This window comes from Pseudomonas sp. LAIL14HWK12:I7, assembly GCF_000483465.1.
In the GTDB taxonomy this organism is placed as follows: Bacteria; Pseudomonadota; Gammaproteobacteria; order Pseudomonadales; family Pseudomonadaceae; genus Aquipseudomonas; species Aquipseudomonas kermanshahensis.
On sequence record NZ_AXYZ01000001.1, the window covers coordinates 739,896 to 766,403 of the forward strand.

Here is a 26,508-nt window from a genome sequence, read left to right on the forward strand (position 1 = left end):
ATGGAACTGATCCTGCTGGAAAAAGTCGCTAACCTGGGCAACCTGGGCGACAAAGTAAAAGTTAAGGCTGGTTACGGCCGTAACTTCCTGCTGCCATTCGGCAAGGCCACCGTTGCCAACGCCGCCAACCTGGCTGCGTTCGAAGAGCGTCGCGCCGAGCTGGAAAAAGCAGCTGCTGACCGTAAATCGTCGGCTGAAAGCCGCGCTGCCCAACTGGCTGAGCTGGAAGTGACCATCACTGCCACCGCTGGCGACGAAGGCAAGCTGTTCGGTTCGATCGGCACCCACGACATCGCTGACGCCCTGACCGCCTCCGGCGTTGAAGTGGCCAAAGCTGAAGTTCGTCTGCCGAACGGCACCATCCGTCAGGTTGGCGAATACGACGTAGCCGTGCACCTGCACAGCGACGTTGAAGCCACCGTACGTGTGGTCGTCGTAGCTGCCTAAGCTGCGCTGACTGGCTGGCCGCACGCGGCCCAGCCGGTTAACATCGGGCACGGTCCTGTCTTTCACAGGCCGTGCCCTTTGTCTTTTTCGTCCCCCAGAATTTATTCGTGGCCATGAACGAGATCACCACCTCCGAACAGCTTGACCTGCAAACCGCATCCCTGAAGGTGCCGCCGCATTCCATCGAGGCCGAACAGGCTGTGCTCGGTGGCCTGATGCTGGACAACAACGCCTGGGAGCGGGTACTGGATCAGGTGTCGGATGGCGATTTCTATCGGCATGACCACCGCCTGATCTTCCGCGCCATCCACAAGCTGGTCGACCTGAACCATCCGTTCGATGTGGTCACGTTGCACGAGCAGTTGGACAAGGAGGGCGTGTCGTCGCAAGTCGGCGGCCTGGCCTACCTGGCGGAGCTGGCCAAGAACACCCCGTCGGTGGCCAACATCAAGGCCTACGCCGCGATCATTCGCGAGCGGGCCACGTTGCGTCAGCTGATCAGCATCAGCACCGACATCGCCGACAACGCGTTCAACCCGCAAGGGCGCAACGCCGAAGAGATCCTTGACGACGCCGAACGGCAGATCTTCCAGATCGCCGAGGCCCGGCCGAAGACCGGTGGCCCGGTAGGGGTCAACGAGCTGTTGACCAAGGCCATCGACCGGATCGACACGCTGTTCAACTCCGACAGCGATATCACGGGTATCTCCACCGGGTATACCGACCTGGACGAGAAGACCAGTGGCTTGCAGGCAGCCGACCTGATCATCGTCGCCGGCCGTCCATCGATGGGTAAGACCACCTTCGCCATGAACCTGGTGGAAAACGCCGTGCTGCGCAGCGACAAGGCGGTGCTGGTGTTCTCCCTCGAGATGCCAGGCGAATCGCTGATCATGCGTATGCTCTCGTCCCTCGGCCGCATCGACCAGACCAAAGTCCGTTCCGGCCAGCTGGACGACGACGACTGGCCGCGCCTGACCTCGGCGGTCAACCTGCTCAACGACCGCAAGCTGTTCATCGACGATACCGCCGGCATCAGCCCGTCGGAAATGCGTGCGCGCACCCGCCGCCTGGCGCGTGAGCACGGTGAAATTGGCATGATCATGGTCGACTACCTGCAGCTGATGCAGATCCCGGGTTCTGCCGGCGACAACCGGACCAACGAGATTTCTGAGATCTCCCGCTCGCTCAAGGCCCTGGCCAAGGAATTCAACTGCCCGGTCATCGCCCTGTCGCAGCTGAACCGCTCCCTGGAACAGCGGCCGAACAAGCGCCCGGTGAACTCCGACTTGCGTGAATCGGGTGCAATCGAGCAGGACGCCGACGTGATCATGTTCGTCTACCGCGACGAGGTGTATCACCCGGAAACCGAGCACAAGGGCATTGCCGAGATCATCATCGGTAAACAGCGTAACGGCCCCATCGGCTTCATCCGCCTGGCCTTCATCGGCAAGTACACCCGCTTCGAGAACCTCGCGCCGGGTATGTACAACTTTGATGACGACGAGTAAACAAAGGCCTCCGAGCGATAGGGGAGATGGCAAGGATGATGTTTGAGTCTCGCGTTAGGCTTTTTTGAATCAGGCGTTGTAGAAATCTGCCTCGGCGTTTCTGGGATTCAATTTGTGGGGATTACGTAAAACACCTGCTCTGGTCTTAACCGATGTCATGCCATGGTATGGCAACACTCGGTGTTTCAGGGCAGTAACAGTGTCCCCATCTCGCCAATGGCTTACCGATACTGTGGCGTCATAGCCTGACGATTGGGCCCCTGTGAGGCTGGATAGGTCAGAGATAAACGAGGTGCCGGTTGTGGGGTTCGTTAGACTGGTGTCGCAAGCGAAAATATGGGTTTGCCTGTGGCGCATGTTGACGCCTTTTTGGATGCTCAGGTAATCATAAACTCTCTGGGCGTTATACATATTCTTATTGTCCCCACTGATCAAACCTTCAGTCCCGTGGGCTACCAAATACAATGTTGAAAGGTTTCCATCGCGGCGCTCGGCTCCAGTGAACGCCACGATTCCATCAAACGCCGCAACGAATTCACCTTGGTAGGTTTTTGATGTTGTTAGTCGGTTGAAAAAGGACCTGAAGAATTCTACGAAACGTCCCGTGGGGTCACTGCCGTTGATCGGGTCATCCATCACAAATGCGTACGCATTGAGCCCCCCCTTTTTGAATGGGCTTTCCTGGTCGGGACTGTTGAAACGCATGAGCGCTGGATCGTACATGCGATGGCCTCCTCCCAGTACGAAACGATGAGCAACTGGCTCCAAGTGTTCGCCTTTAAAACCTACCGTCAGGGGGTGTGCCTTGCTCCAGCCGTACGGTGTGAATGCGATCTGTAAAAATTTTCCGCCCTCGGTGAAGCCCACCGGGGATTGCGAGTCATCACTGGCCACAATGGTGGTGCGCTTCATGGTTATGCTCCTGTGGAAAGTTTGGAGCTACAGCACATCTAGGAGGAAGGATAACTGTGCCGTATGGGTAGGCAACTGGTAATTCTGACAGGTCTAAGGGCGTGATCTGGAGGTAGTAGAAACCGATCAATAACGTCGGATTTGATCAAAATTTGTGCTATATTCCGCGCCCGCGATTTCCCTGAACACCAGAACCGGTCACTGACATGCAAGCAGCCAAACCACTCTACGACTATCCCAAGTACTGGGCCGAATGCTTCGGGCCAGCACCGTTCCTGCCCATGAGCAGGGAGGAGATGGATCAGCTCGGCTGGGATTCCTGCGACATCATCATCGTGACCGGGGACGCCTACGTCGACCACGCGTCGTTCGGCATGGCCATCATCGGCCGTCTGCTGGAAGCCCAGGGCTTCCGCGTGGGCATCATCGCCCAGCCAAACTGGCAGTCCAAAGACGACTTCATGAAGCTGGGCGAGCCGAACCTGTTCTTCGGCGTCGCGGCCGGCAACATGGATTCGATGATCAACCGCTACACCGCGGACAAGAAGATCCGTTCCGACGACGCCTACACCCCTGGCGGCATGGCCGGCAAGCGTCCGGACCGCGCCAGCCTGGTGTACAGCCAGCGTTGCAAGGAAGCCTACAAGCACGTGCCGATCGTGCTCGGTGGCATCGAGGCTTCGCTGCGCCGCATCGCCCATTATGACTACTGGCAGGACAAGGTCCGCCATTCGATCCTGATCGACGCCAGCGCCGACATCCTGCTGTACGGCAACGCCGAGCGGGCCATTGTCGAAGTCGCCCAGCGCCTGTCCCAGGGTGAGAGCATCGAACACATCACCGACGTGCGCGGCACCGCGTTCGTGCGCCGTGACACGCCGCAGGGCTGGTTCGAGATCGACTCCACCCGCATCGACCGCCCTGGCCGCGTCGACAAGATCATCAACCCCTACGTCAACACCCAAGACACCCAGGCGTGTGCCATCGAGCAAGCCAAAGGTGACGTGGAAGACCCGAACGAAGCCAAGGTGGTGCAGATTCTCGACAGCCCGGGCATGACCCGCGACAAGTCGGTGATCCGCCTGCCGTCGTTCGAGAAGGTGCGTAACGACCCGGTGCTGTATGCCCACGCCAACCGCGTGCTGCACCTGGAAACCAACCCAGGCAACGCCCGCGCCCTGGTGCAGAAGCATGGCGAAGTGGACGTGTGGTTCAACCCGCCACCCATCCCCATGACCACCGAAGAAATGGACTACGTGTTTGGCATGCCTTACGCACGTGTTCCGCACCCGGCCTATGGCAAAGAGCGCATCCCGGCGTACGAGATGATCCGCTTCTCAGTGAACATCATGCGTGGCTGCTTCGGTGGCTGCACCTTCTGCTCGATCACCGAGCACGAAGGTCGCATCATCCAGAACCGCTCCCACGAATCGATCCTGCACGAGATCGAGGAGATGCGTGACAAGGTGCCGGGCTTCACCGGCGTGGTTTCCGACCTTGGCGGCCCGACCGCCAACATGTACCGCATCGCCTGCAAGAGCCACGAGATCGAGAAGCACTGCCGCAAGCCGTCGTGCGTGTTCCCGGGTATCTGTGAAAACCTCAACACCGACCACAGCTCGTTGATCGAGCTGTACCGCAAGGCGCGTGCCTTGCCGGGTGTGAAGAAGATCCTGATCGCCTCGGGCCTGCGTTACGACCTGGCGGTCGAGTCGCCGGAGTACGTCAAGGAGCTGGTCACCCACCACGTGGGCGGCTACCTGAAGATTGCCCCGGAGCACACCGAGCGTGGCCCGCTGGACAAGATGATGAAGCCGGGCATCGGCACTTATGACCGCTTCAAGCGCATGTTCGAGAAGTTTTCGAAAGAGGCGGGCAAGGAGCAGTACCTGATCCCGTACTTCATCGCCGCGCACCCAGGCACCACCGACGAAGACATGATGAACCTGGCCCTGTGGCTCAAGGGCAACGGCTTCCGCGCCGACCAGGTGCAGGCCTTCTACCCGTCGCCCATGGCGTCGGCCACGGCCATGTACCACTCGGGCAAGAACCCGCTGCGCAAGGTGACCTACAAGAGCGAAGGCGTTGAGATCGTCAAGAGCGAGGAGCAGCGCCGTCTGCACAAGGCGTTTTTGCGTTATCACGATCCGAAGGGCTGGCCGATGCTGCGTGAGGCGCTGGAGCGCATGGGCCGTGCCGATTTGATCGGGCCAGGCAAGCACCAGCTGATTCCGCTGCATCAGCCGCAGTCCGACAGCTACCAGAGCGCCCGCCGCAAGAACTCGACGCCGGCTGGCAGCCACAAGGTAGGCAAGGAGCAGAAGATCCTGACCCAGCACACCGGCCTGCCACCGCGTGGCAGCGATGGCAGCAAGCCGTGGGACAAGCGTGAGAAGGCCAAGGCCGAGGCATTTGCCCGCAACCAGCAGGCGGCCAAGGAGCGCAAGGAAGCGGCCAAGGGTGGCGGCAAGGGTAAGAAGCCGCGTCAGCCCGTTATTCCGCGCTGAGGCTTGAAGGGGGCCGCTTTGCGGCCCATCGCAGGCAAGCCAGCTCCTACAGGTACAGCGCAGGCCTTGAATGCTGCATTGTATCTGTAGGAGCTGGCTTGCCTGCGATGGGCTGCAAAGCAGCCCCTTTCAGTTCAATCCGGCTGCTTGTCGACCCACTTCGGCGCTACCGGCGCGACGAATTCATTCATCCCATCCAGCAATGCATCCGCCTGCTGCCCCAGCAGCAACATCGCCCGATGCTGCGGCCGCACGAAACCTTCCTCGACGATATGGTCAAGGAGCCCGCCCAGCTTTTCATAAAAGCCATTCACATCGAGCAGGCCCAGCGGCTTGGCGTGATAGCCCAGTTGCCCCCAGGTCCACACCTCGAACAACTCCTCCAGCGTACCCAGCCCACCCGGCAGCGCAATGAAGGCATCGCTGAGTTCGGCCATGCGCGCCTTGCGCGCGTGCATGCCATCGACCACCTCCAGGCGGCTCAGGCCCTTGTGGCCCACCTCGGCGTCCAGCAGGCTTTGCGGGATGATCCCGACCACTTCGCCGCCCGCAGCCATGGCAGCATCGGCCACGACGCCCATCAAGCCGACAGCGCCGCCACCATAAACCAGGGTCAGGCCGCGCCGGGCAATGGCCTGGCCCAGGGCGACGGCCGCTTCACGGTAAGCAGGGTTGGCGCCGATGCTGGCGCCGCAGAAGACACACACGGAACGTACAAGCATTGCTCATCTCCAATCATTCAGAATGACAGGGTACGGCGCATGCCTGGCCGTTCCAAGGCCGGTGTCATTCCGGCCGGGAGAATTCGCAGACAGCACCCGTGGCACCCTGGGCATAGGCGGCAAGCAGGCTGTTCATGAAGCTGGAAATGCGCATTTGGTATTGCTCCTAAATGAGAGGTTGTCCCATCCTCCAATAAAAGGGCATGATGTGCCCTTAGATTGGTTGTATACAATCCATTGAACAATTCTACTGGCTGGCCACTTGACACCCCCTTGACCCATATCAGAAAGGGGCTGAACGGTTTCAGGCAGTCTCGCAATTGATAAAACCCTGCCAAGGAGATTCATGATGTTTGCGAAAGCTGTAGCGGTATCCCTGCTGACCCTCGCCAGCGCCTCTGTCTTCGCAGCCGAATGCTCGGTGACTGTCGAATCGACGGACCAGATGTCCTATACCACCAAGGAATTCACCGTCGACAAGAGCTGCAAGGAGTTCACCGTCAAACTGACCCACTCCGGCAACCTGCCGAAGAACGTCATGGGCCATAACCTGGTGATTAGCAAGACTGCTGACATGCAGGCGATTGCCACTGAAGGCATGAGCCAGGGCATCGAGAAGGGCTACCTGAAAGAAGACAACGCCAACATCATCGCCCACACCGCGATGATCGGTGCGCCGGAGAAAGAAACCGAAGTGAAGTTCGACACGTCCAAGCTTGAAGCCGGTGGCGACTACAGCTTCTTCTGCACCTTCCCGGGCCACATCTCGATGATGAAGGGCAAGGTTGTCGTCAAGTAATTGAGTAAGGGGAGGGCTTTGCCCTCCATTCGCAGCACAAGGCTGCTCCTACAGGGGAATGCAAGCGTCTGTAGGAGCAGCCTTGTGCTGCGAATGGGCCGCAAAGCGGCCCCAGGCCCTCAAGGCGCGAACGGCAGTTCGCGCTTGTGCTGGGTCTTGCGGTAGGTCGCGACGATGATGTCGAACGCTGCCTGATCAACCGGCTGCCCCTGCAGGAACGCATCAATCTGCTCATACGTCACGCCATGTGACGCCTCGTCCGGCTTGCCCGGCTCAAGGTCTTCCAGGTCCGCTGTCGGCACCTTCTCCACCAGCGATTCCGGCGCACCAAAGCGGCGCGCAATGGCCCGTACCTGGTTTTTCACCAGCCCGCTCAGCGGGGCCAGGTCGCAGGCACCATCACCAAACTTGGTAAAGAAGCCCATCACCGCTTCGGCGGCATGGTCAGTGCCGATCACCAGGCCTGCACGGGCGCCGGCGATGGTGTATTGGGCGACCATGCGGGTACGCGCCTTGACGTTGCCGACAACGAAGTCCACCAGCGTCGGCGAGCCGTTTTTCAGTTCCACCACCTCAGCTGCCAACGCTTTCACTGCCGGTGCAATGTCGACGGTGTGCACTTCATCGGCCTTGATCACGTCAAGGCACGCTTGGGCGTCATGCTCGTCATGCTGCACCTGATAGGGCAAGCGCACGGCAATGAAGGTGTAGGCCTTATCGCCGGTTTCGGCACGCAGCTCGTTGATCGCGCGCTGGGCAAGCAGGGCAGCGGTCAGTGAGTCGACACCGCCACTGATGCCCAGTACCAGCGTTTTGAGCCGGGCATTGGCCAGGCACTCCTTGATGAACGCCACGCGCCGAGCCACTTCGTTGTCGAGCGCGGCGGCATCGGCGAACGGTGGCTGCACCTTGAGCGCTTGGGCAATCTCTCGCTGAACGGCTTGCATGGGTTACTCCTTGCTGGGGATTTTGAAAACGTGGCGCATGTAGGCAACGAAGTTCTCGTCGCGGCACTGGGTCTTGGCCGCCTCGTCAGAGATTTTCGCCACCGGCGAGCCATTGCAGTCGGTCATTTTAAGCACGATGTTCATCGGCGCCACACCCGGTATGTCGCAGGTCAGGTTGGTGCCGATGCCGAAACTGACGTTGATGCGGCCGCGCAGGGCACGGAAGATTTCCAGCGAACGGGTCAGGTTGAGGCCGTCGGAAAACACCAGGGTCTTGGTCATCGGGTCGATACCCAGCTTCTGGTAATGGACAATGGCCTTTTCCGCCCAGGCCACTGGCTCGCCCGAATCGTGGCGCAGGCCGTCGAACAGCTTGGCGAAGTACAAATCGAAATCGCCGAGGAAGGCGTCCATGGTGATGCAGTCGGTCAGGGCGATGCCCAGCAGGCCGCGGTACTCGCGTACCCAGCAGTCCAGCGCGGCGCTCTGGCTGTCGATCAAGCGCGGGCCGAGCTGTTGGTGCGCCATGATCCATTCGTGGGCCATGGTGCCCAGCGGCTTGATATCCAGTTTCCATGCCAGGTCGACGTTGCTGGTGCCCACGAAACGGGCCGGGAAGTCATCACGCAGCACCCGTACCACCTCTTCCTGAACACGGCTGGAAAACCGCCGGCGGGTGCCGAAATCGGCCACTTGCAGGTCGGCCAGCTCGTCGTCACTGGCATGCGCGCGCAGCCAGTCGAACTTGCGGTACAGCTGGTCGCGGGCTTCGGCCAGGCGCATGTGCGGGTGCAGGTGGCGGTTGCGCACTTCGCTGATGATGGCCAATAAGGGCACTTCAAACAGGATCACGTGCAGCCAGGGGCCACGCAGGCGTAGGAACAGTTGATCGTTTTCGATGCCGAGGCGCACGTAACGCAGGTTGAAGCGGAACAGGCGCAGAAACCGCAGGAAGTCTGGCTTGAGAAAGCTGATACGTTCCAGAAAGCCCAGTTGGCCTTCATCCAGGGTCAGGTCGCTGAGCAGTTCGAGCTGGTTGCGGATCTCGCCGAGGTAAGGGCGCAGGTCTTCGCCGTTGCGGCAGCGAAACTCCCATTCCACGTCGGCGTCCGGGTAGTTGTGCAGCACACCCTGCATCATGGTGAGTTTGTAGAAGTCGGTGTCGAGCAGGTTGTGCACGATGCGCTCGGCGAATGCGCTCTCGCTCATCAAGGGTGGCTCCGGAAGCGGCGAATGGCGGCCATTGTGCCAGCCTTTTGCATTTTCATGTTTCTGCTGCGGCCCATTCGCGGGCAAGCCCGCTCCCATCTGGCCGGCATAACGGCCAAAACAGAGGTGTTTTTCCGTGCACCCGCTAGCCTTGAAACAGTGCTGCCTGTAGCAGTCGCGCACCAGCGGTGTGCACTTCGGTGACGTCGGCTGTTACAGGGCGGTTGCACGTAAACACTTGCCAGGGTTGCAATGATGGCACTCCACGGTTGCTCCTTGTCTGTACGTGTGGTGGCGCCTGCCGCGCGGCAGACGGTTGCACGCTCAATAAAGAAAAGGCCGTCGGTCGCCTGCCAGCCACCCTGGCTGTGTGATTTCCCGGAATACAAAACCAATGGCACGGCCCTTGCTCTGAGCACAGGGTTGAGAAGTTGTAGTGCCAACCAAAAAAACTCTAGGAGCACCACCTCATGTCGCAGACGTTTTACAAGAAAGGTTTCCTGGCTCTGGCCGTCGCTACGGCACTGGGTATTTCTTCGTATGTTCAGGCCGACATCAAGATCGGCGTCGCAGGCCCGATGACCGGTGCCAACGCAGCGTTTGGCGAGCAGTACATGAAAGGTGCCCAGGCGGCAGCCGACAAGATCAACGCCGAAGGTGGGGTCAACGGCGAGAAGATCGTCCTGGTGAAGGGCGATGATGCCTGCGAACCGAAGCAAGCCGTGGCCGTGGCCAACCGCCTGGTCGACCAGGACAAAGTGGCAGGCGTGGTCGGCCACTTCTGCTCCTCCAACACCATCCCTGCTTCCGAGGTGTACGACGAAGCCGGTGTGATCGCCATCACCCCAGGCTCGACCAACCCGCAGGTGACCGAGCGCGGCCTTTCCGCCATGTTCCGCATGTGTGGCCGTGACGACCAGCAGGGCATCGTTGCCGGTGACTACATCGTCGATGTGCTCAAAGGCAAGAAGGTGGCCGTGCTGCACGACAAGGACACCTACGGCCAAGGCCTGGCCGATGCCACCAAGGCGCAGCTCGAGAAGCGTGGCGTGAAGCCTGTGCTGTACGAAGGCCTGACCCGCGGCGAGAAAGACTTCAGCGCCGTGGTCACCAAGATCCGCTCCACCGGCGCCGACGTGGTCTATTTCGGTGGCCTGCACCCAGAGGCCGGCCCACTGGTACGCCAACTGCGTGAGCAAGGCCTGAAGGACGTCAAGTTCATGTCCGATGATGGCATCGTCACCGACGAACTGGTGTCCACGGCGGGTGGTGCACAGTACGTCGATGGCGTGTACATGACCTTCGGCGCCGACCCGCGCCTGCTGCCGGACAGCAAGGCCGTGGTGGAAGAGTTCCGCAAGAACGGTACCGAGCCTGAAGGCTACACCCTGTACGCCTATGCCTCGTTGCAGGCGCTTGCCGCCGCGTTCAACGGTGCCAAGTCGAACAAAGGCGAAGACGCCGCCAAATGGCTCAAGGCCAACCCGGTCAAGACCGTCATGGGCGAGAAGAAGTGGGACAGCAAGGGCGACCTGACCGTCTCCGACTACGTGGTCTACCAGTGGGACAAAGACGGTAAATACCACCAGCTGGAAAAACAAAAATAATAACGGCTACCGGCCCGGGTGCTTACTGCCCCGGGCTGCAGCCCCGCGGTACCTGTCTTTATCCGTAGATCTGCACAGTTCTGCGCTGCGAGGGCCGCTGCATTCAGGGCCCGCCGTGGTAGGCGCTCGTGCAATCTCAATCAGGTGAGATTGCGTTATGGATGGTATTTTTCTGCAGCAACTGGTCAATGGCCTGACCCTCGGGTCGGTCTATGGCCTGATCGCCATCGGCTACACAATGGTCTATGGCATCATCGGCATGATCAACTTCGCGCACGGCGAGGTGTATATGATTTCCGCGTACCTCGCGGCGATCAGCCTGGCATTGCTGGCCTATTTCGGCGTCGAATCGTTCCCGCTTCTGATGCTGGGCACGCTGTTGTTCACCGTCGTCGTCACGGGCGTCTATGGCTTCACCATCGAACGCATCGCCTACAAACCCCTGCGCAACTCCACCCGTCTGGCACCGCTGATCAGTGCCATCGGCATCTCGCTGATCCTGCAAAACTATGCACAGATCAGCCAGGGCGCCCGCCAGCAGGGCGTGCCAACCCTGCTTGAAGGCGCCTTGCGGGTAGAAGTCGGCACCGGCTTCGTGCAATTGACCTACACCAAGATCTTCATCCTGATTGCCGCATTCGTCGGCATGGGCCTGCTGACCTATGTGATCAAGTACACCAAGCTCGGCCGCATGTGCCGCGCCACGCAGCAAGATCGCAAGATGGCTTCGATCCTGGGCATCAACACCGATCGGGTGATTTCCTACGTATTCGTCATCGGTGCAGTCATGGCCGCACTGGCGGGTGTGCTGATCACCATGAACTACGGCACCTTCGACTTCTATGCCGGCTTCATCATTGGCATCAAGGCGTTCACGGCGGCGGTATTGGGCGGCATCGGTTCGCTACCGGGGGCCATGCTCGGCGGCATCATTCTCGGCATCTCCGAGTCGCTGTTCTCTGGCCTGATCAACTCCGACTACAAGGACGTATTCAGCTTCTCGCTGCTGGTGATGATCCTCATCTTCCGTCCCCAAGGCCTGCTGGGTCGCCCGCTCGTGGCTAAGGTGTGAACATGTCCACTGCCAAAACTGCCCCTGTTTCCGAAACCCATGGTTTCGACCTCAAACGCAGCCTGCTGGAGACCTTCGTCGCCGGCCTGCTGGCGCTCATTGTCTTTGGCCCGGTCGTCGGCGTGGTGCTCGACGGCTACAGCTTCAACGCCGAACCCCGCCGCGTGGCGTGGCTGGTTGGCGGGGTGATGGTCGGGCGCTTCCTGCTCAGCCTGTACCTGCAGACAGGCGCCGGGCGGCGCATGCTCCAAGGCTTCGACAACGGTGGCTCGGGCGTGCATGTGAACGCGCCGGACTACAAGTCGCGGCTGCGCTACATCATCCCGGCGCTGGTGGTGATTGCCATCGTCTTCCCAATCTTTGCCAACAAGTACCTGCTGACCGTGGTCATCCTCGGCCTGATCTACGTGTTGCTGGGCCTTGGCCTGAACATCGTGGTCGGCCTGGCGGGCCTGCTCGACCTGGGTTACGTGGCGTTCTACGCCATCGGCGCCTACGGCCTGGCGTTAGGCTACCAGTACCTGGGCCTGGGCTTCTGGAGCGTGCTGCCGCTGGCGGCGATCGCGGCGGCGCTGGCGGGGTGCATACTCGGCTTCCCGGTGTTACGCATGCACGGTGACTACCTGGCGATCGTGACCCTGGGCTTTGGCGAGATCATCCGCCTGGTGCTGAACAACTGGCTGTCGTTCACCGGTGGCCCGAACGGCATGCCGGCACCGTCGCCGACCTTCTTTGGCCTGGAATTCGGCCGCCGGGCCAAGGACGGTGGGGTGCCGATCCATGAGTTTCTTGGCATCGATTACAACGCCAACCTGAAGTTCGTGTTCATCTACGCCGTGCTGTTCCTGGTGGTGCTGGCAGTGCTGTACATCAAGCACCGGTTGACCCGCATGCCGGTCGGCCGCGCCTGGGAAGCCCTGCGTGAAGACGAGATCGCCTGCCGCTCGATGGGCCTGAACCACGTGCTGGTCAAGCTTTCGGCGTTCACCCTGGGGGCTTCCACCGCGGGCCTGGCGGGCGTGTTCTTCGCCACGTACCAGGGCTTCGTCAACCCGTCGTCGTTCACTTTCTTCGAGTCGGCCTTGATCCTCGCCATCGTCGTGTTGGGTGGCATGGGCTCGACCGTCGGTGTGGTGATCGCAGCGTTCGTGCTGACCGTGGCGCCAGAGCTGCTGCGCAGCTTCTCCGAGTACCGCGTGCTGCTGTTTGGCGTATTGATGGTGTTGATGATGATCTGGCGACCGCGTGGGCTGATCCGCATCAGTCGTACCGGTGTGGTCCCGCGTAAAGGAGTGGCGCCATGAACGACGATATCATTCTGTCGGTCGACAACCTGATGATGCAGTTTGGCGGCATCAAGGCGCTGAGTGACGTGAGCCTCAAGGTCCGGCGCAACCAGATCTTCGCGCTGATCGGCCCCAACGGTGCGGGCAAGACCACGGTGTTCAACTGCCTGACCGGCTTCTACAAAGCCAGCGGCGGGCGTATCGAACTGAACGTGCGCGGCAGCCAGACCAACGTCATCCAGTTGCTCGGCGAGCGCTTCCAGGCGACGGACTTCGTTTCGCCCGCTCGCTTTGCCAACCGCCTGTACTACAAGATGTTCGGCGGCACCCACCTGGTGAACCGCGCCGGCCTCGCCCGGACCTTCCAGAACATTCGCCTGTTCAAGGAAATGTCGGTGGTGGAGAACCTGTTGGTGGCCCAGCACATGTGGGTCAACCGCAACCTGCTGGCCGGGGTGCTCAACACCAAGGCCTACCGCAAGGCCGAGAGCGATGCCCTCGACCATGCGTTCTATTGGCTGGAGGTGGTCGACCTGGTCGATTGCGCCAACCGCTTGGCCGGTGAGTTGTCTTATGGCCAGCAGCGTCGCCTGGAAATCGCCCGGGCCATGTGCACGCGGCCGAAGATCATCTGCCTGGACGAACCGGCTGCCGGCCTCAACCCGCAGGAAACCGAGGCGCTCAGTGGCATGATCCGCGTGCTGCGTGACGAGCACGACATCACCGTGGTGCTGATCGAGCACGACATGGGCATGGTCATGAGCATTTCCGACCATATCGTCGTGCTTGACCATGGCAACGTGATCGCCGAAGGCGCGCCACAGGAAATCCGCAACAACCCGACGGTGATTGCCGCCTACCTGGGTGCAGACGAAGAGGAACTGGTATGAGTGCACCCATTCTCGAGCTGAAGGAGCTGGATGTGTTCTACGGGCCGATCCAGGCCCTGAAGAAGGTGTCGATGCACATCAACGAAGGCGAGACGGTGAGCCTGATCGGTGCCAACGGTGCCGGCAAATCGACCTTGCTGATGTCGATTTTCGGCCAGCCGCGCGCGTCTTCGGGGCACATCGTTTACCGGGGCACAGACATCACCCGCAAGTCGTCGCATTACATCGCTTCCAACGGTATTGCGCAGTCACCTGAGGGGCGGCGGGTGTTCCCCGACATGACCGTCGAGGAAAACCTGATGATGGGCACCATCCCGATTGGCGACAAATACGCCAAGGAGGACATGGAGCGGATGTACGAGCTGTTCCCGCGGTTGAAGGAGCGGCGCACCCAGCGGGCCATGACCATGTCGGGGGGCGAGCAGCAGATGCTCGCCATCGCCCGCGCGTTGATGAGCCGGCCGAAGCTGTTGCTGCTCGATGAGCCCTCGCTGGGGCTGGCGCCGATCGTGGTCAAGCAGATCTTCGCCACCTTGCGTGAGTTGGCCAAGACGGGGATGACCATCTTCCTCGTTGAGCAGAACGCCAACCATGCGCTGAAGTTGTCGGACCGGGCGTATGTGATGGTCAACGGGCAGATCCGCATGACGGGCACCGGCCAGGAGTTGTTGGTGAACGAAGAAGTGCGCAGCGCCTATTTGGGCGGGCACTGAGTGGTAACACTGGGGCCGCTTAGCGGCCCCAGTGCTTCAAGCCGAATGTGGACAACTTGTCGCACACCCTTCTTCAGCCTCTCCAAAAACCCTTCTCAAGCCATTGTTTCCACAGCCTTGTTTTACCCACGGATAATGTGGAACCGCCTGTGGAAAACATGGGTGCACCTCGCTACAGCCCTTTGTTATCAAGCCTTGTAGGGTGTTGATCGTTTTTTGATCGCTTTGCCCTTGTGGATGATTTTTCACGGTTTTTTACTCACAGGCTGCTGCGTTCGAGGCCTGGTAAAACCTGTGGGTAAGTCTGTGCAAAAACCTTGGACAGACCGCTGCAAGCGGCATGGTTGAAAGCCTTGCGCCATCACCTCAGAGATATCCACCGGCCGTGGATCGCTGAAAGGGTTCCGCGAACTCGATAAGTTGCCCCCAATCCGTGGGGAAAGCCTTGTGGATAACGTGCGCATAGCTGGCGCGAAGCCCTCTGCTACGCGGCTTTGGCAGGTATGATCATTTTTTGACCAATGGCTTCAATGGCTTGCTGCCTGCGTGGTACGAAGGCATGCTGCAAACCCTGCCGAAAATAATCCACAGCGAGGAACACAGCATGACGTCCACCGTATTCATCACTGGCGCGACTTCCGGTTTCGGCGAGGCCACCGCCCGACGTTTTGCACAGGCCGGCTGGAAGCTGATCCTCACCGGTCGCCGCAAGGAGCGCCTGGATGCGCTGTGCGCAGAACTGTCAGCCCAGACCGAGGTGCACGGGCTGGTGCTCGATGTGCGCGACCGCAACGCCATGGAGGCGGCCATCGGTAACCTGCCGCCTGGGTTCGATAAACTGCGTGGCCTGGTCAACAACGCTGGCCTGGCCCTGGGCGTGGATGCGGCGCAGAACTGCAGCCTGGACGACTGGGAAACCATGGTCGACACCAACATCAAGGGCCTGATGTACACCACGCGCCTGCTGCTGCCCCGGTTGATCGCCCACGGGCGTGGTGCGTCGATCCTCAACGTCGGGTCGGTGGCGGGCAATTACCCGTACCCGGGCAGCAACGTGTATGGCGGCACCAAGGCGTTTGTTGGGCAGTTCTCGCTGAGCCTGCGTTGCGACCTGCGCGGCACGGGCGTGCGCGTCAGTAACATCGAGCCGGGGCTGTGCGAGAGCGAGTTCTCGCTGGTGCGTTTCGGTGGCGACCAGGCCAAGTACGACGCCACCTACGCAGGTGCCGAGCCGATCCAGCCGCAGGATATTGCCGAGACCATCTTCTGGATTCTCAACCAGCCGGCGCACATCAACATCAACAGCCTGGAGCTGATGCCGGTGAGCCAGGACTGGGCAGGGTTCTCGATCGATCGGTCGGTCAAGGGCTGATCAGCAGCATGGGCGGGTAAAAAGCCTGCCCATGCTGCTTCACGGCTTTCAGTGGTCGCGGAAGGTTTTGTCTGAATCGAGAAGGTGCAAGGCTTGCAGCATATCGTTGACGACATCAGCGAGCATGGCATCTTCTCTGGTTGGGTGCCCCTCGGCATACCTCAGCAGGCTTGAAAGCAGGCGCAGCTTTTGCTCGTGGAGCAGCTTGTTCTTCTCAAGCTTCGAGGTCGTGACATCCTTTTCGGTAGCAGCAATTTGCTTTTCAAAGTGAGCCTTCAGCGTTTCATTGCTCATGGCCGAACTCCTATCAATGGAGTCCTTACGCTATCAACGCGTCACGAGAACGGAAACTGGTAAAAATGTCAGGTCATTGCAAGCGCTGAAGCCCTTCCAGGCAAGTCGCCAAGTGATAAGGCGTAGTCGAAGGCATGTCATGTCGGCTAACCGCACCCTCGCCATCCCGGCACTCATACCAGCCGCCTTCATGCAGGAATCGCTGCTCCATCGCCTGCAACTGCGCAGCCAGTTTCGCCTCATTCCCCGACCGCAACGCCAGCGCCCGCAGGTACTCCGCCTGGGCCCAGATCCGTTGGGTGGCGTCGAGCACCTTGCCGTCCACCGCGAGCATCGACAGCACCGCGGAATCTTTAACCCCGTACTGCTCGGCGTATTCGAAGGCGCGGGCAATGGAGCCATGCAGTGGCGTGCCACGTAGCAGGGGCGAGGTATCGAGCAGGTAAAACCACTCGAACTGATGACCCGGTTCGAACCAGTTATCCACAGCGCCGTTTGGCTTTTCCAGCATCAGGCCATGCTGCGGTTCGATGAACTGCGCCTGCAGGGCCTCGCACAGGTGCAGCAGGGCCTGCTGCACGCCTTCATCCTCACGCACGGCAAGCACCTGCAGGAACGCTTCGGCCAGGTGCATCTGCGGATTCTGCAGCGGGCCGCTGCCCAGGTCGGACCAGTCTTCACCCAGGCTGGCCTCGTACAGGCCGTCGTCGCGGGCGAACTGCTCGCTGATGATTTCCAGGGCAGCGTTCAGTGCAGACTCCACCAGGCTCTCGCGAACCTTGCCCCAGTAATGGGCGCAGGCAAACACGATGAACGCATGGGTGTAGAGGTCTTTGCGGCGGTCCAGCGGCTTGCCTTCGGCATCGATGCTGTAGAACCAGCCACCGTGCTCGGCATCGTGAAAATGCCGCTGCAACGAACGGAACAACGCCGCCGCTCGCGCTGCCGCGCCGGGTTGCTCGATGCGGCTGCTGAACAGGTACAGTTGGCGAGCCCAGGCCATCGCCCGGTAGCGTTGCACGGGCAATGGCCGGTGCTGGGCGTCCAGGGCTTCGAAGGGCAGGGCCATTTCGTCGTTCCAGCCCGGGCCTTGCCACAGCGGCACGATACGCTCGGCGAAGTGCTGGTTGAAGCGGGCCAGTTCGGGCGGAGTGGGGCGGGGGTCGGACATGAAAGCGCTCGTCACAATCGGGCAGTGCGCCATGGTAGCAGAACTGGGGTTTTGGGTTGTTTACACGGGCCTCTTCGCGGGCAAGCCCGCTCCCACAGGTGCCCGCGAAGAAGCCCGTGTAGCCAACAGATCAGCTCGGGTTACCCAAGCCCTGCCAATGGCGTGCGCCGACGAAGATGAAGCGCAGCTGCTGGGTGATCTTTTCCTGCGCGGTCAGGGCCTGTGGATAACCCGCGTCGGGGCTGTCGATCAGCTCCGGCAGGGTAGCAAACACGGTCTTCACCACCAGGTCGGCCATCACCGCCAGTGCCGCAGCGTCCAGGTGCTGCCAGCGCTTCATGCGCGCCAGGTCGGTGGCCAGGTCGTCGCTGATGTCCTGGCGCAGGCGGGCAATCGCCTGGCGGACCGCCTGCGAGCCCCCGTATTGCTCACGGGCCAGGAACAGGAACTGGGCGCGGTGGGCGGCGACCACGTCGAGGAAGATGCGTACCGAGGCGTCGGTAATGCCACCAAACTCGAATTCGTTCTGGCGCACCAGGCGGATGGTCTGGCGGAAGGTGGTATCGACCTCGGCCACCAAGGCCAGGCCCAGTGCGTCCATGTCGGGGAAGTGCCGGTAGAAACCGGTCGGTACGATACCCGCCGTTTTCGCCACTTCGCGCAGGCTGATGCTGCCGAAACCACGGCCACTCTCCATGAGCTGGCAGGCGGCATCGAGCAGGGCCTGGCGGGTCTGTAGCTTCTGTTCGGCGCGCGGCAGCATGGGGGCAGGATTCTGTGTCGGTCGAGGCTGGGCACTCTAGTTAAAAAAACGAAGCCCGGTCAATGGACCGGGCTTGGAGGTGAGCAGGCAATGTGCTGCAGGTTGTTCTTTTCGGCCATGGCGATCAGCTCACACGGCTGAGTTCAACCAGGCGATCCGAGCCACCTTCAGCTACGCGGCCACTGCGTTCGATCAAGCGGTCGGCACCGCCTTCGGCGACTTGGCCAGCACGCTCGATCAGGCGATCGGAACCACCTTCGGCAACCCGGCCAGTGCGTTCGATCAGGCGGTCGGAACCACCTTCGGCTACGCGGCCAGTGCGTTCGATCAGGCGATCGGAGCCACCTTCGGCTACGCGGCCAGTGCGTTCGATCAAGCGATCCGAACCGCCTTCGGCAACGGTTTTCAGCGGCTGGGCGATTTCTGCGGCGCTGGAACGTGATTCGGCGGTCAGGTGCTGTTCAGCGGCCGGCAGGGCAAAAGCGTTGGCAGCAAGCAGGGACAGGGTCAGGGTCAGCAGGTGGCGTTTCATGATTTCGGTGCTCCTCTGGGGGGCTGGAAAGTGGGTACGGAGCCAATGCTACGCCCGGGATCGCCAGAGAAAAGTTCATAAGGATAATGGTAACAATCGACAGCATTGATAGAGGCTGGTGAAGGCTCTAGTGCAAGTGTCTTGAGGTGGGTGGTGGCTTTTTGACTTCACGCTTTAGGGCTAGGGTAACGCCCTTGCCCAGCGCAAATGCTGAACAAGAAGCCAGGAAAAACTTCGCTATCATGGCGCCACGGATAAAACCCAGCGGGTTTTCATCAGTCCGAGTTAATGAGTGCCATCGGCGCCCGCTTTGTGCCATGCCGTCAGGAGAATCACGCAATGACGCGACCCGCCAGAATGCTCGTCTGGACCCTTGCCACCCTGTTGACCCTCGTGGCGATACTAGTGGTGGTAATCGCCACCTTCGACTGGAACCGCGTCAAGCCGTTGCTCAACGAGAAGGTATCCGAAGCCCTGCACCGGCCGTTCGCGATCAATGGCAACCTTGCCGTGCAGTGGCGCACCGAACCTGACGAAGGTGGTTGGCGCGCCTGGGTGCCCTGGCCGCACTTCATTGCCGAGGACCTGACCTTGGGCAACCCCGATTGGCTCAAGGAGCCGAAAATGGTTGGCCTCGAGCGGGTGGAGTTCCGCCTGGCGCCGCTGCCGCTGGTGTTCCAGCAGATTGTCATCCCCCGCATCAACCTGACCAAACCGACGGCCAGCCTCACTCGCCTGGCCGACGGACGCGCTAACTGGACCTTTGACTTAGGCCCCAAAGACGAAAACGCGGAACCCTCGAAATGGCAGTTGGACATCGGGGCGATCGGTTTTGACCAAGGCAACGTCAGCCTCGATGACCAGACCCTGAAGACCAGCATGAAGGTGCAGGTCGACCCGCTGGGCAAGCCGATCCCGTTCAGCGACATCGTCGGCAAGGCGCGTGCCGAAAAAACCGGCGGCGCCCAGGACTACGCGTTCGGCTTCAAGGCCCAAGGCCGCTACAAGGGCCAGCCAGTGTCCGGCACCGGCAAGATCGGTGGCCTGCTGGCGCTGCAGGACGCCAGCCAACCGTTCCCGTTGCAGGCCGATGTGCGCATTGCGGATACCCACGTGGTGCTCGCCGGTACCCTGACCGACCCGCGCAACCTCGGCGCGCTCGACCTGCGCCTGCGCCTGTCCGGCAATAGCCTGGGCAACCTTTACCCGTTGACCGGCGTGACCCTGCCGGACACTCCGGCTTATGCCACCGACGGCCACCTCAGCGCCAACCTGCATGCCGAGCAAGGCGCCACGTTCAATTACCAAGGGTTCAATGGCAAGATCGGCGACAGCGACATCCACGGCGACTTGGCCTTCGTGGCCAGCCAGCCACGGCCCAAACTCTCTGGCAAGCTGGTTTCCAACCAGCTGTTGTTCAAGGACCTGGCGCCGCTGATCGGTGCCGACTCCAACGCCGAGCAGAAGGCCCGCGGCGGGGCCAGCAAGCAGCCGACGGGCAAAGTGCTGCCGGTGGAGGAATTTCGCACCGACCGTTGGCGCGCCATGGACGCCGATGTCGAATTTGCCGGCAAGCGCATCGTCCACAGTGAGCAATTGCCGTTCAACGACCTGTCTGCCCACGTGATTCTCGAAGACGGCCTGCTGCGCATGGCACCGCTGCGCTTTGGCGTGGCCGGCGGCAACCTGGCTTCCAGGATCCGCCTGGATGGCCGCAGCGTACCCTTGCAAGGCCGTGCACAGCTGACTGCGCGGGGCTTCAAGCTCAAGCAACTGTTCCCCACCTTCGCACCGATGCAGACCAGTTTTGGCGAGCTGAACGGCGATGCCGACATCACCGGCCGCGGCAACTCGGTGGCGGCACTGCTGGGCACGGCCAATGGCGACTTGCGTATGTTGATCAACGATGGTGCGGTCAGCCGCAGCCTGATGGAAATCGCCGGGCTGAACGTGGGCAACTACGTGATTGGCAAGTTGTTCGGTGACGAGGACGTGCAGATCAACTGCGCGGCGGCCGATGTCGGCATCAAGGATGGGCTGGCGACGACACGCCTGTTCATCTTCGATACCGAGAACGCGATCATCTACATCAACGGCACGGCGAACTTTGCCAGCGAGCAGCTTGACCTGAAAATCACCCCAGAGTCGAAAGGGCTGCGGCTGTTCTCGCTGCGTTCGCCTTTGTACGTGCGCGGGCCCTTTGCCAAGCCCAGTGCCGGGGTGCAGGCAGTGCCATTGGCGTTGCGTGGCGCGGGGATGGTGGCGTTAGGGGTGGTTGCGGGGCCGGCGGCGGGGTTGCTGGCATTGATCGCGCCGAGCAGTGGGGATGAGCCTAATCAGTGCACGCCGTTGTTGCAGCAGATGAGGGCGGGCAAGGCGCCGACTGAGGTGAAAGGCAAGAAATGAGTGAAGGGGGCCGCTTTGCGGCCCATTCGCGGCACAAGGCCGCTCCTACAGGAGATCGCATTCCCCTGTAGGAGCGGCCTTGTGCCGCGAATGGGCTGCAACGCAGCCCCGTGCGATTACAGCCCTTGCAGCAAATCGGACATATCGTCCGCGTGCTCTTCTTCCTGCGCCAGGATGTCTTCAAAAATACGGCGCGTGGTCGGGTCGCTATCACCAATGTACTGAATGATCTCGCGGTAGCTGTCGATCGCAATGCGCTCGGCCACCAGGTCTTCAAGCACCATTTCTTTCAAGTTGCTACCTGCCACGTATTGGGCATGGGAGTTCTTGGTCAGGTTGTCCGGGTTGAAGTCCGGCTCGCCACCTAGCTGGACAATCCGCTCGGCCAACTTGTCGGCATGCTCGGCTTCCTGGTTGGCATGCTCCAGAAACTCTTCGGCTGCCACGCTGGCCTTGATACCGCTGGCCATGAAGTAGTGACGCTTGTAACGCAGCACGCAGACCAATTCGGTGGCCAGCGACTCGTTGAGCAGGCGCAGGATCTCGGTACGGTCGGCGTGGTAACCCTCGGTCACCGCGCCTTGCTCCACGTGCTGGCGGGCACGTTCGCGCAGGGTTTTCACATCGGTCAGTTCAACGTTGCTCATGGTTATCTCCAAACGAATCAGGACGGGGGGTCAAGTGGTAACGAAGGCTCACGCGCCGTGGACGGCGTCGCTGTCCTCTTGTCGTTGTTTGCACGTCTTGAAGCCCTTGGCGTCGACATGCCCGGTGGCGTCGAAACGCACGTAGTAGGGCTGCTGCTTGCCGTCGCGGTTGAGGATGTAGTCGTTGCAGGTGCCCCCGTGCGGCAGGTCGATCACGTTCGACGGGCTGCCGCCGATGGCAATGACCTTCTGCATGGTCATGCCGTGCTCGACCTGCTTGACCAACGGTTCGTCACGGTAGGTGACGTAATCCACCGGGTTTTCCGGGCGGCTGCCGCAGGCGGCCAGGGTTGCACTGGCCAGAAGGATTGCCAGGGTCTGCTTGTACATGGTCCCGCTCCTTGCTCAAGGGTCTGTTCTGGTTTGGAACCGCACGGCGCGCCAGGAGTTCGATTGCGATGGTCATCGAAGCCGCTGTAGTGTGGGCCGTCGTCCACGGAGAGGGGCAGGGCAATGGGGCAGGAACTGGCTACGCGATACCCTGTGGTGCTGGTGCCGGGCATGCTCGGCTTCGTGCGGGTACTGCTTTATCCCTACTGGTTCGGGATCGTGCCGGCCTTGCGCAAGGGCGGCGCGCAGGTGCATGCCGTGCAGGTGTCGCCGTTGCATTCCAGCGAAGTGCGCGGCGAGCAGTTGCTGGCGATCATCGAAGGCATCTGCCAGCGCAGCGGCGCGGCCAAGGTCAACCTTATCGGCCACAGCCAAGGCGCCTTGGATGCGCGCTATGCGGCCGCCAAACGGCCCGACCGGGTGGCTTCGGTGACGTCGGTGGCGGGGCCCAACCATGGCTCCGAACTGGCTGACCACCTGGAACGCACTGCGCCTGGCGATTCACCCCAAGGGCGCATCCTCAAGGCGGTGCTGCATGGCGTGGCAGTGCTGCTGGTGTGGCTGGAAACCGGCTGGCGGCGCGACCCGCTGCCCATCGATGTACACGCCTCGCACCAGTCGCTGACCAGCGCCGGGGTGGCGCTGTTCAACCAGGCTTATCCACAGGGCCTGCCCGATACCTGGGGCGGTGAAGGGCCCGCGCAGGTCAACGGCGTGCGCTACTACTCCTGGTCAGGCACCTTGCAGCCTGGCCTGACTGACCAAGGGCGCAACCGCTTTGACGGCAGCAACCGCTTCTGCCGCTTGTTCGCCCGCAGCTTCGTCAAGGAAAAGGGCCACTGCGACGGCATGGTCGGGCGTTTCAGCTCGCACCTGGGGCAGGTGATCGGCGATGACTACCCGCTCGATCACCTGGACATCGTCAACCAGTCGCTGGGGGCAGTCGGCAAGGGCGCCGAACCGGTGCGGCTGTTCACCGAACACGCCGCCCGGCTCAAAGCTGCGGGGCTATGACGCGGCGGCGCACCGGTGTGGTCCAGCGTTCGGCAAGGATCACCCCGGCCAGGGTCAGCAGGCCGCCGATCAGGTGATAGCAGGCCAGTTGTTCATCCAGCACCACGGCGGCGATCAGCGCGGTGACCAGCGGCAGCAGGTTGAAGAACAGCGTGGTACGGCTTGGCCCCAGGCGGTGCACGGCCTGCATCCATACCAGCGGCGCGATCATCGAAGCCAGCACGCAGGCGTACAGCACCAGGCCGACGTTGTGGGTGTTCAGGCCGGTCTTGTCCGACAGCAGGAACAACGGCAGCAGCACGATGATAGCCACCAGCACCTGCAGGTACAGCAGCTGCAAGGGCGGCAGGCGCAATTGCCATTTCTTCAGCAGGAAGCTGTACAGCGCGTAGGCCAGGGTGGCCACCAGCATCAGCAGGTCGCCGCTGTTCAGGCCCTGTTCCAGCAGCGCCCCGGGGTGGCCGGCGGAGACCACCTCGAGCACGCCGAAAAACGACACCAGGGCGCCGATCAAGGCGCCGAAGGTCAGGCGCTGGCCGAGCCAGGCGATGGACAGGGCCAGCGACATCAACGGCATCAGCGAGAGAATGATGCCCATGTTGGTGGCGCTGGTGATGCTGGCGGCGAAGTACGCCAGGCTCTGGTACAGGGCCATGCCCAGCACGCCGAGGACGAAGACCTTGCCCAGGTGCGGTCGGATGGCGGCGCGGTTGCGCCACACGGCCGGTAGCAGGAAGGGGGTGAACAGCAGGCCGGCCAGCAGCCAGCGATAGAAGCCGATCTCTGCAGGGTGGATGGCACCGGCCGACAGCTTGGTGACGACGGTGTTGCCAGCCCAGATGAGGATGGCGAGCAGGGGGAAGGTGTAGTTCATGTCGCGGTTACTCGGTTTGGCAAGGTTAGGCCTGCTTTGCAGCGCGCAGTTTGCAGGCAGCGCTGCACCTGTAGGAGCGGGCTTGCCCGCGAAGGCCTGCACAACAGGCCCCGATAGCCCGCTATTATCCGCTGTCTGTCCGCAAGCCTATACTTGTATCCAGACAACCCACCCTTTGAAGCAGACAGCATGCCGCGCAAATACCTCGACATCCCCGGTTTCGACCAACTTCCGGCGCCGGTGTACTTCCGCCATGACGAATTTGGCGCCGACACCCACAGCGCGCCACACCGCCACACCTGGGGCCAACTGAACTACGCGGCCCACGGCGTCATGCACCTGGACGTCGAAGGCCAGCGCTTTCTCTCGCCGCCGCACTACGCCGTCTGGGTGCCGCCGGGCACCGAGCATGGCTGTTACAACCCCCAGGCCATCGTCTACCGCTCGGTCTACCTGGCGCGCAGCCTGTGCGCCGACCTGCCGCAACAACCGTGCAGCCTGGTCATCAGCGACATCCTCAAGGCCATCCTTGGCGACTTCGCCCGGCGTGACCTGAAGGTGGCGCAAGATGAACGCGACCAGCGCCTGGTGCAGGTACTGCTCGACCAGTTGCTGCTGGCCCCGACCCAAACCTGCTACCTGCCCTTCGCCCGCAGCGAGGGCCTGGGCCAGGTGCTCGACGCTTTGAGCCACGCCCCGGGTGACAACCGCCCGCTGGCTGACTGGGCCGCGCAGGTGCATGTCAGCGAACGTACCCTGGCCCGCCAGTTTCTTCGCGAACTGGGCATCAGTTTCGGTGAATGGCGCCTGCGCCTGCGCTTTTTACGCGCCATTGAGGCGCTGGAAGCGGGCTTGCCGATTCAGGCCATTGCCTTCGACCTCGGCTACAGCAGCGGCTCGGCCTTCATCGCCATGTTCCAGCGCCAGGCCCACTGCACACCGGAGCAATACCGGCGCCAGTCGCGGGCTGAGCTGTAAAAATTCTTGTCTACACTCAGTGGCACCACCGCGCATCGGGCGCGGAAACAGGGAGACCACTCCATGAAGCTGTTGCAAATGCCACTGCTGGTGTTGGCTGTGTTGTTCAGCGCGCAAGGGTTCGCCGCCACCGCGCAACAGGAAAAGATGACCTCGTGTAACGCCGACGCCACCGCCAAGGCGCTCAAGGGCGACGAACGCAAGGCGTTCATGAGCAACTGCCTGAAGAAGAGCGTGCCTGCCACCCAGCAGGAAAAGATGAAGACCTGCAACGCCGACGCCAGCACCAAGGCACTCAAGGGTGATGAGCGCAAAGCGTTCATGAGCGACTGCCTGAAGAAGAAATGACCTGCGCCTATGCCTGTAGGACGAAGGCTGGCAGACTGCGGGTCTTTTCCGTTGTCTGCCCCTGAGGCTGTATGACTTTCACCCCCCGCCAGGTCACCCTGGCCAGCTGGATCATCGTGTTTGCCGGCCTGCTGCTGGCGTTGCCCCTGAAGTTGCTGCCGAGCCTGCTTGCCGGTTTGCTGGTGTTCGAACTGGTCAATATGCTGACGCCACGGCTGCAGCCGCTGATCGCCGGGCAACGTGCGCGTTGGCTGGCCGTGGCCCTGCTCGGCACGTTGGTGGTCACCACCCTGACCCTGCTGATCGCCGGCGCGTTCAGCTTCCTGCTGCACGAGGCAGAAAACCCCGGGGCTTCGCTGGACAAGTTCATGGCCCTGGTCGAGCGGGCGCGTGGGCAGTTGCCGCCGTTCATCGAAGGCTACCTGCCGGCCAGTGCCGCCGAGTTCAAAGTGGCCATCGGTGACTGGCTCAAAAGCCACCTGGGTGAGCTGCAACTGGTGGGCAAGGGCATGGCGCACATGTTCGTCACCTTGCTGATCGGCATGATCCTCGGCGCCATCGTTGCCCTGCAGCGCATCCCTGACATCTCGCGGCGCAAGCCGTTGGCGGCAGCGCTGTTCGAACGCCTGAACCTGCTGGTGCAGGCGTTTCGTAACATTGTCTTCGCGCAGATCAAGATTTCGCTGCTCAACACCACCTTCACCGGCATCTTCCTGGCCGTGGTGCTGCCGCTGTTCGGTGTGCACCTGCCGCTGACCAAGACGCTGATCGTGCTGACCTTCCTGCTCGGGCTGCTGCCGGTGATCGGCAACCTGATGTCCAACACCCTGATCACTATCGTCGGGTTGTCGTTGTCGATCTGGGTGGCGCTGGCGGCGTTGGGTTATCTGATCGTTATCCACAAGGTCGAGTACTTCCTCAACGCGCGGATCGTCGGCGGGCAGATCAGTGCCAAGTCGTGGGAACTGTTGTTGGCGATGCTGGTGTTCGAGGCGGCCTTCGGCTTGCCGGGGGTGGTGGCGGGGCCGATCTACTATGCCTACCTGAAGAGTGAGCTGCGGCGGGTGGAGCTGGTTTAACCCGTACTGGCCTCTTCG

The 26,508-nt window shown here is 61.5% G+C and carries 26 protein-coding genes; 15 read left to right on the forward strand and 11 right to left on the reverse strand.

From position 1 onward, the window contains the following. Nucleotides 1-447: a 50S ribosomal protein L9 gene (rplI, locus tag D886_RS0103310; RefSeq protein ID WP_012316464.1), complete on the forward strand. Its 447-nt coding sequence runs from the start codon at nucleotides 1-3 to the stop codon at nucleotides 445-447. 113 nt (nucleotides 448-560) lie between these two features. Next, nucleotides 561-1,958 carry a replicative DNA helicase gene (gene dnaB / locus D886_RS0103315; RefSeq protein ID WP_027592542.1) on the forward strand — a complete coding sequence of 466 codons (1,398 nt, stop codon included), beginning with the start codon at nucleotides 561-563 and terminating at the stop codon, nucleotides 1,956-1,958. A 69-nt stretch (nucleotides 1,959-2,027) separates the two neighbouring features. On the opposite strand, the gene D886_RS27395 is transcribed toward dnaB, so the two are convergent. Continuing rightward, complete coding sequence (locus D886_RS27395) at nucleotides 2,028-2,870, reverse strand: RHS repeat-associated core domain-containing protein (protein ID WP_050580716.1); 843 nt, start codon at nucleotides 2,868-2,870, stop codon at nucleotides 2,028-2,030. Between the two features lie 206 nt (nucleotides 2,871-3,076). Between D886_RS27395 and D886_RS0103325 the strand changes: the two genes are divergently transcribed. Continuing rightward, on the forward strand, nucleotides 3,077-5,377 hold the full coding sequence (locus D886_RS0103325; RefSeq protein ID WP_027592543.1) for a YgiQ family radical SAM protein: 2,301 nt from the start codon (nucleotides 3,077-3,079) through the stop codon (nucleotides 5,375-5,377). Nucleotides 5,378-5,511: 134 nt separating this feature from the next. Here D886_RS0103325 and D886_RS0103330 read toward each other — a convergent pair whose 3' ends face one another. Continuing rightward, on the reverse strand, nucleotides 5,512-6,099 hold the full coding sequence (locus tag D886_RS0103330; RefSeq protein WP_027592544.1) for a TIGR00730 family Rossman fold protein: 588 nt from the start codon (nucleotides 6,097-6,099) through the stop codon (nucleotides 5,512-5,514). 349 nt (nucleotides 6,100-6,448) lie between these two features. Here D886_RS0103330 and azu point away from each other — a divergent pair, with 349 nt between their 5' ends. Further along, on the forward strand, nucleotides 6,449-6,898 hold the full coding sequence (gene azu / locus D886_RS0103340) for an azurin (RefSeq protein ID WP_027592545.1): 450 nt from the start codon (nucleotides 6,449-6,451) through the stop codon (nucleotides 6,896-6,898). 119 nt (nucleotides 6,899-7,017) lie between these two features. Here the strand turns inward: azu and nadE are convergent, their stop codons facing one another. Together nadE and pncB are read right to left on the reverse strand one after the other, a co-directional pair. Next, nucleotides 7,018-7,845, reverse strand: coding sequence for an ammonia-dependent NAD(+) synthetase (nadE, locus tag D886_RS0103345; RefSeq protein ID WP_027592546.1), 828 nt, complete (start codon nucleotides 7,843-7,845; stop codon nucleotides 7,018-7,020). A gap of 3 nt (nucleotides 7,846-7,848) precedes the next feature. Further along, nucleotides 7,849-9,054, reverse strand: coding sequence for a nicotinate phosphoribosyltransferase (pncB, locus tag D886_RS0103350; RefSeq protein ID WP_027592547.1), 1,206 nt, complete (start codon nucleotides 9,052-9,054; stop codon nucleotides 7,849-7,851). A 470-nt stretch (nucleotides 9,055-9,524) separates the two neighbouring features. Between pncB and D886_RS0103355 the strand changes: the two genes are divergently transcribed. From D886_RS0103355 to D886_RS0103380, 6 genes are all read left to right on the forward strand, one after another. Then, the gene (locus D886_RS0103355; RefSeq protein WP_027592548.1) at nucleotides 9,525-10,661 is read left to right on the forward strand and encodes a branched-chain amino acid ABC transporter substrate-binding protein; all 1,137 of its coding nucleotides are present in this window, start codon (nucleotides 9,525-9,527) and stop codon (nucleotides 10,659-10,661) included. A 157-nt stretch (nucleotides 10,662-10,818) separates the two neighbouring features. Next, entirely contained in the window at nucleotides 10,819-11,733 is a 915-nt protein-coding gene (locus D886_RS0103360) for a branched-chain amino acid ABC transporter permease (RefSeq protein WP_016489422.1), read from the forward strand. A 2-nt stretch (nucleotides 11,734-11,735) separates the two neighbouring features. Further along, a complete protein-coding gene (livM, locus tag D886_RS0103365) occupies nucleotides 11,736-13,037 on the forward strand; it encodes a high-affinity branched-chain amino acid ABC transporter permease LivM (protein WP_027592549.1) in 1,302 nt (433 codons plus the stop codon). Beyond that, nucleotides 13,034-13,909: an ABC transporter ATP-binding protein gene (locus tag D886_RS0103370; RefSeq protein ID WP_027592550.1), complete on the forward strand. Its 876-nt coding sequence runs from the start codon at nucleotides 13,034-13,036 to the stop codon at nucleotides 13,907-13,909. The genes livM and D886_RS0103370 overlap by 4 nt, the downstream gene beginning before the upstream one ends. Continuing rightward, nucleotides 13,906-14,622, forward strand: a complete 717-nt coding sequence (locus D886_RS0103375) for an ABC transporter ATP-binding protein (protein ID WP_027592551.1) — start codon at nucleotides 13,906-13,908, stop codon at nucleotides 14,620-14,622. Before D886_RS0103370 ends, D886_RS0103375 begins: the two co-directional genes overlap by 4 nt. Nucleotides 14,623-15,226: 604 nt before the next feature. Then, nucleotides 15,227-15,994 (forward strand): SDR family oxidoreductase, encoded by a 768-nt coding sequence (locus D886_RS0103380; RefSeq protein WP_027592552.1) that lies wholly within the window; start codon nucleotides 15,227-15,229, stop codon nucleotides 15,992-15,994. A 48-nt stretch (nucleotides 15,995-16,042) separates the two neighbouring features. On the opposite strand, the gene D886_RS26715 is transcribed toward D886_RS0103380, so the two are convergent. The 4 genes from D886_RS26715 to D886_RS0103405 form a co-directional block, all read right to left on the reverse strand. After that, entirely contained in the window at nucleotides 16,043-16,288 is a 246-nt protein-coding gene (locus D886_RS26715; protein ID WP_033693924.1) for a hypothetical protein, read from the reverse strand. Nucleotides 16,289-16,361: 73 nt separating this feature from the next. Continuing rightward, on the reverse strand, nucleotides 16,362-17,459 hold the full coding sequence (locus D886_RS0103395; RefSeq protein WP_027592553.1) for an AGE family epimerase/isomerase: 1,098 nt from the start codon (nucleotides 17,457-17,459) through the stop codon (nucleotides 16,362-16,364). A gap of 130 nt (nucleotides 17,460-17,589) precedes the next feature. Then, nucleotides 17,590-18,222 (reverse strand): TetR family transcriptional regulator, encoded by a 633-nt coding sequence (locus D886_RS0103400; protein WP_027592554.1) that lies wholly within the window; start codon nucleotides 18,220-18,222, stop codon nucleotides 17,590-17,592. Nucleotides 18,223-18,346: 124 nt separating this feature from the next. Further along, nucleotides 18,347-18,754, reverse strand: coding sequence for a hypothetical protein (locus tag D886_RS0103405; RefSeq protein WP_027592555.1), 408 nt, complete (start codon nucleotides 18,752-18,754; stop codon nucleotides 18,347-18,349). Between the two features lie 339 nt (nucleotides 18,755-19,093). Between D886_RS0103405 and D886_RS0103410 the strand changes: the two genes are divergently transcribed. Further along, nucleotides 19,094-21,160: an AsmA family protein gene (locus tag D886_RS0103410; protein WP_027592556.1), complete on the forward strand. Its 2,067-nt coding sequence runs from the start codon at nucleotides 19,094-19,096 to the stop codon at nucleotides 21,158-21,160. Nucleotides 21,161-21,276: 116 nt separating this feature from the next. On the opposite strand, the gene D886_RS0103415 is transcribed toward D886_RS0103410, so the two are convergent. Together D886_RS0103415 and osmE are read right to left on the reverse strand one after the other, a co-directional pair. Then, nucleotides 21,277-21,807, reverse strand: a complete 531-nt coding sequence (locus D886_RS0103415; protein WP_027592557.1) for a bacterioferritin — start codon at nucleotides 21,805-21,807, stop codon at nucleotides 21,277-21,279. A gap of 48 nt (nucleotides 21,808-21,855) precedes the next feature. Beyond that, nucleotides 21,856-22,197, reverse strand: coding sequence for an osmotically-inducible lipoprotein OsmE (osmE, locus tag D886_RS0103420; protein ID WP_027592558.1), 342 nt, complete (start codon nucleotides 22,195-22,197; stop codon nucleotides 21,856-21,858). Nucleotides 22,198-22,320: 123 nt separating this feature from the next. Between osmE and D886_RS0103425 the strand changes: the two genes are divergently transcribed. Continuing rightward, a complete protein-coding gene (locus D886_RS0103425; RefSeq protein ID WP_027592559.1) occupies nucleotides 22,321-23,211 on the forward strand; it encodes a triacylglycerol lipase in 891 nt (296 codons plus the stop codon). On the opposite strand, the gene D886_RS0103430 is transcribed toward D886_RS0103425, so the two are convergent. Next, nucleotides 23,192-24,085: a DMT family transporter gene (locus D886_RS0103430; RefSeq protein WP_027592560.1), complete on the reverse strand. Its 894-nt coding sequence runs from the start codon at nucleotides 24,083-24,085 to the stop codon at nucleotides 23,192-23,194. The two genes, D886_RS0103425 and D886_RS0103430, sit on opposite strands and share 20 nt — an antisense overlap. A gap of 189 nt (nucleotides 24,086-24,274) precedes the next feature. Here D886_RS0103430 and D886_RS0103435 point away from each other — a divergent pair, with 189 nt between their 5' ends. The 3 genes from D886_RS0103435 (at nucleotide 24,275) to D886_RS0103445 (ending at nucleotide 26,490) form a co-directional block, all read left to right on the forward strand. After that, the gene (locus D886_RS0103435; RefSeq protein WP_027592561.1) at nucleotides 24,275-25,063 is read left to right on the forward strand and encodes a helix-turn-helix transcriptional regulator; all 789 of its coding nucleotides are present in this window, start codon (nucleotides 24,275-24,277) and stop codon (nucleotides 25,061-25,063) included. Between the two features lie 63 nt (nucleotides 25,064-25,126). Then, nucleotides 25,127-25,411 (forward strand): PsiF family protein, encoded by a 285-nt coding sequence (locus tag D886_RS0103440; RefSeq protein ID WP_027592562.1) that lies wholly within the window; start codon nucleotides 25,127-25,129, stop codon nucleotides 25,409-25,411. A gap of 71 nt (nucleotides 25,412-25,482) precedes the next feature. Next, entirely contained in the window at nucleotides 25,483-26,490 is a 1,008-nt protein-coding gene (locus D886_RS0103445; RefSeq protein WP_027592563.1) for an AI-2E family transporter, read from the forward strand. Nucleotides 26,491-26,508 lie beyond the last annotated feature (18 nt).

Bases quoted from the DNA above. Each gene is read 5' to 3' on its own strand.
- D886_RS0103375 (WP_027592551.1), top strand. From the start codon at position 13,906: ATGAGTGCACCCATTCTCGAGCTGAAGGAGCTGGATGTGTTCTACGGG.
- D886_RS0103430 (WP_027592560.1), bottom strand. From the start codon at position 24,085: ATGAACTACACCTTCCCCCTGCTCGCCATCCTCATCTGGGCTGGCAAC.
- D886_RS0103415 (WP_027592557.1), bottom strand. From the start codon at position 21,807: ATGAGCAACGTTGAACTGACCGATGTGAAAACCCTGCGCGAACGTGCC.
- azu (WP_027592545.1), top strand. From the start codon at position 6,449: ATGTTTGCGAAAGCTGTAGCGGTATCCCTGCTGACCCTCGCCAGCGCC.
- pncB (WP_027592547.1), bottom strand. From the start codon at position 9,054: ATGAGCGAGAGCGCATTCGCCGAGCGCATCGTGCACAACCTGCTCGAC.
- D886_RS0103405 (WP_027592555.1), bottom strand. From the start codon at position 18,754: ATGAAACGCCACCTGCTGACCCTGACCCTGTCCCTGCTTGCTGCCAAC.
- osmE (WP_027592558.1), bottom strand. From the start codon at position 22,197: ATGTACAAGCAGACCCTGGCAATCCTTCTGGCCAGTGCAACCCTGGCC.
- D886_RS0103395 (WP_027592553.1), bottom strand. From the start codon at position 17,459: ATGTCCGACCCCCGCCCCACTCCGCCCGAACTGGCCCGCTTCAACCAG.
- D886_RS0103425 (WP_027592559.1), top strand. From the start codon at position 22,321: ATGGGGCAGGAACTGGCTACGCGATACCCTGTGGTGCTGGTGCCGGGC.
- D886_RS0103435 (WP_027592561.1), top strand. From the start codon at position 24,275: ATGCCGCGCAAATACCTCGACATCCCCGGTTTCGACCAACTTCCGGCG.
- D886_RS0103440 (WP_027592562.1), top strand. From the start codon at position 25,127: ATGAAGCTGTTGCAAATGCCACTGCTGGTGTTGGCTGTGTTGTTCAGC.
- D886_RS0103330 (WP_027592544.1), bottom strand. From the start codon at position 6,099: ATGCTTGTACGTTCCGTGTGTGTCTTCTGCGGCGCCAGCATCGGCGCC.
- D886_RS27395 (WP_050580716.1), bottom strand. From the start codon at position 2,870: ATGAAGCGCACCACCATTGTGGCCAGTGATGACTCGCAATCCCCGGTG.
- D886_RS0103360 (WP_016489422.1), top strand. From the start codon at position 10,819: ATGGATGGTATTTTTCTGCAGCAACTGGTCAATGGCCTGACCCTCGGG.
- D886_RS0103355 (WP_027592548.1), top strand. From the start codon at position 9,525: ATGTCGCAGACGTTTTACAAGAAAGGTTTCCTGGCTCTGGCCGTCGCT.
- D886_RS0103380 (WP_027592552.1), top strand. From the start codon at position 15,227: ATGACGTCCACCGTATTCATCACTGGCGCGACTTCCGGTTTCGGCGAG.
- rplI (WP_012316464.1), top strand. From the start codon at position 1: ATGGAACTGATCCTGCTGGAAAAAGTCGCTAACCTGGGCAACCTGGGC.
- D886_RS0103400 (WP_027592554.1), bottom strand. From the start codon at position 18,222: ATGCTGCCGCGCGCCGAACAGAAGCTACAGACCCGCCAGGCCCTGCTC.
- livM (WP_027592549.1), top strand. From the start codon at position 11,736: ATGTCCACTGCCAAAACTGCCCCTGTTTCCGAAACCCATGGTTTCGAC.
- D886_RS0103410 (WP_027592556.1), top strand. From the start codon at position 19,094: ATGACGCGACCCGCCAGAATGCTCGTCTGGACCCTTGCCACCCTGTTG.
- D886_RS0103445 (WP_027592563.1), top strand. From the start codon at position 25,483: ATGACTTTCACCCCCCGCCAGGTCACCCTGGCCAGCTGGATCATCGTG.
- D886_RS0103370 (WP_027592550.1), top strand. From the start codon at position 13,034: ATGAACGACGATATCATTCTGTCGGTCGACAACCTGATGATGCAGTTT.
- D886_RS0103325 (WP_027592543.1), top strand. From the start codon at position 3,077: ATGCAAGCAGCCAAACCACTCTACGACTATCCCAAGTACTGGGCCGAA.
- dnaB (WP_027592542.1), top strand. From the start codon at position 561: ATGAACGAGATCACCACCTCCGAACAGCTTGACCTGCAAACCGCATCC.
- D886_RS26715 (WP_033693924.1), bottom strand. From the start codon at position 16,288: ATGAGCAATGAAACGCTGAAGGCTCACTTTGAAAAGCAAATTGCTGCT.
- nadE (WP_027592546.1), bottom strand. From the start codon at position 7,845: ATGCAAGCCGTTCAGCGAGAGATTGCCCAAGCGCTCAAGGTGCAGCCA.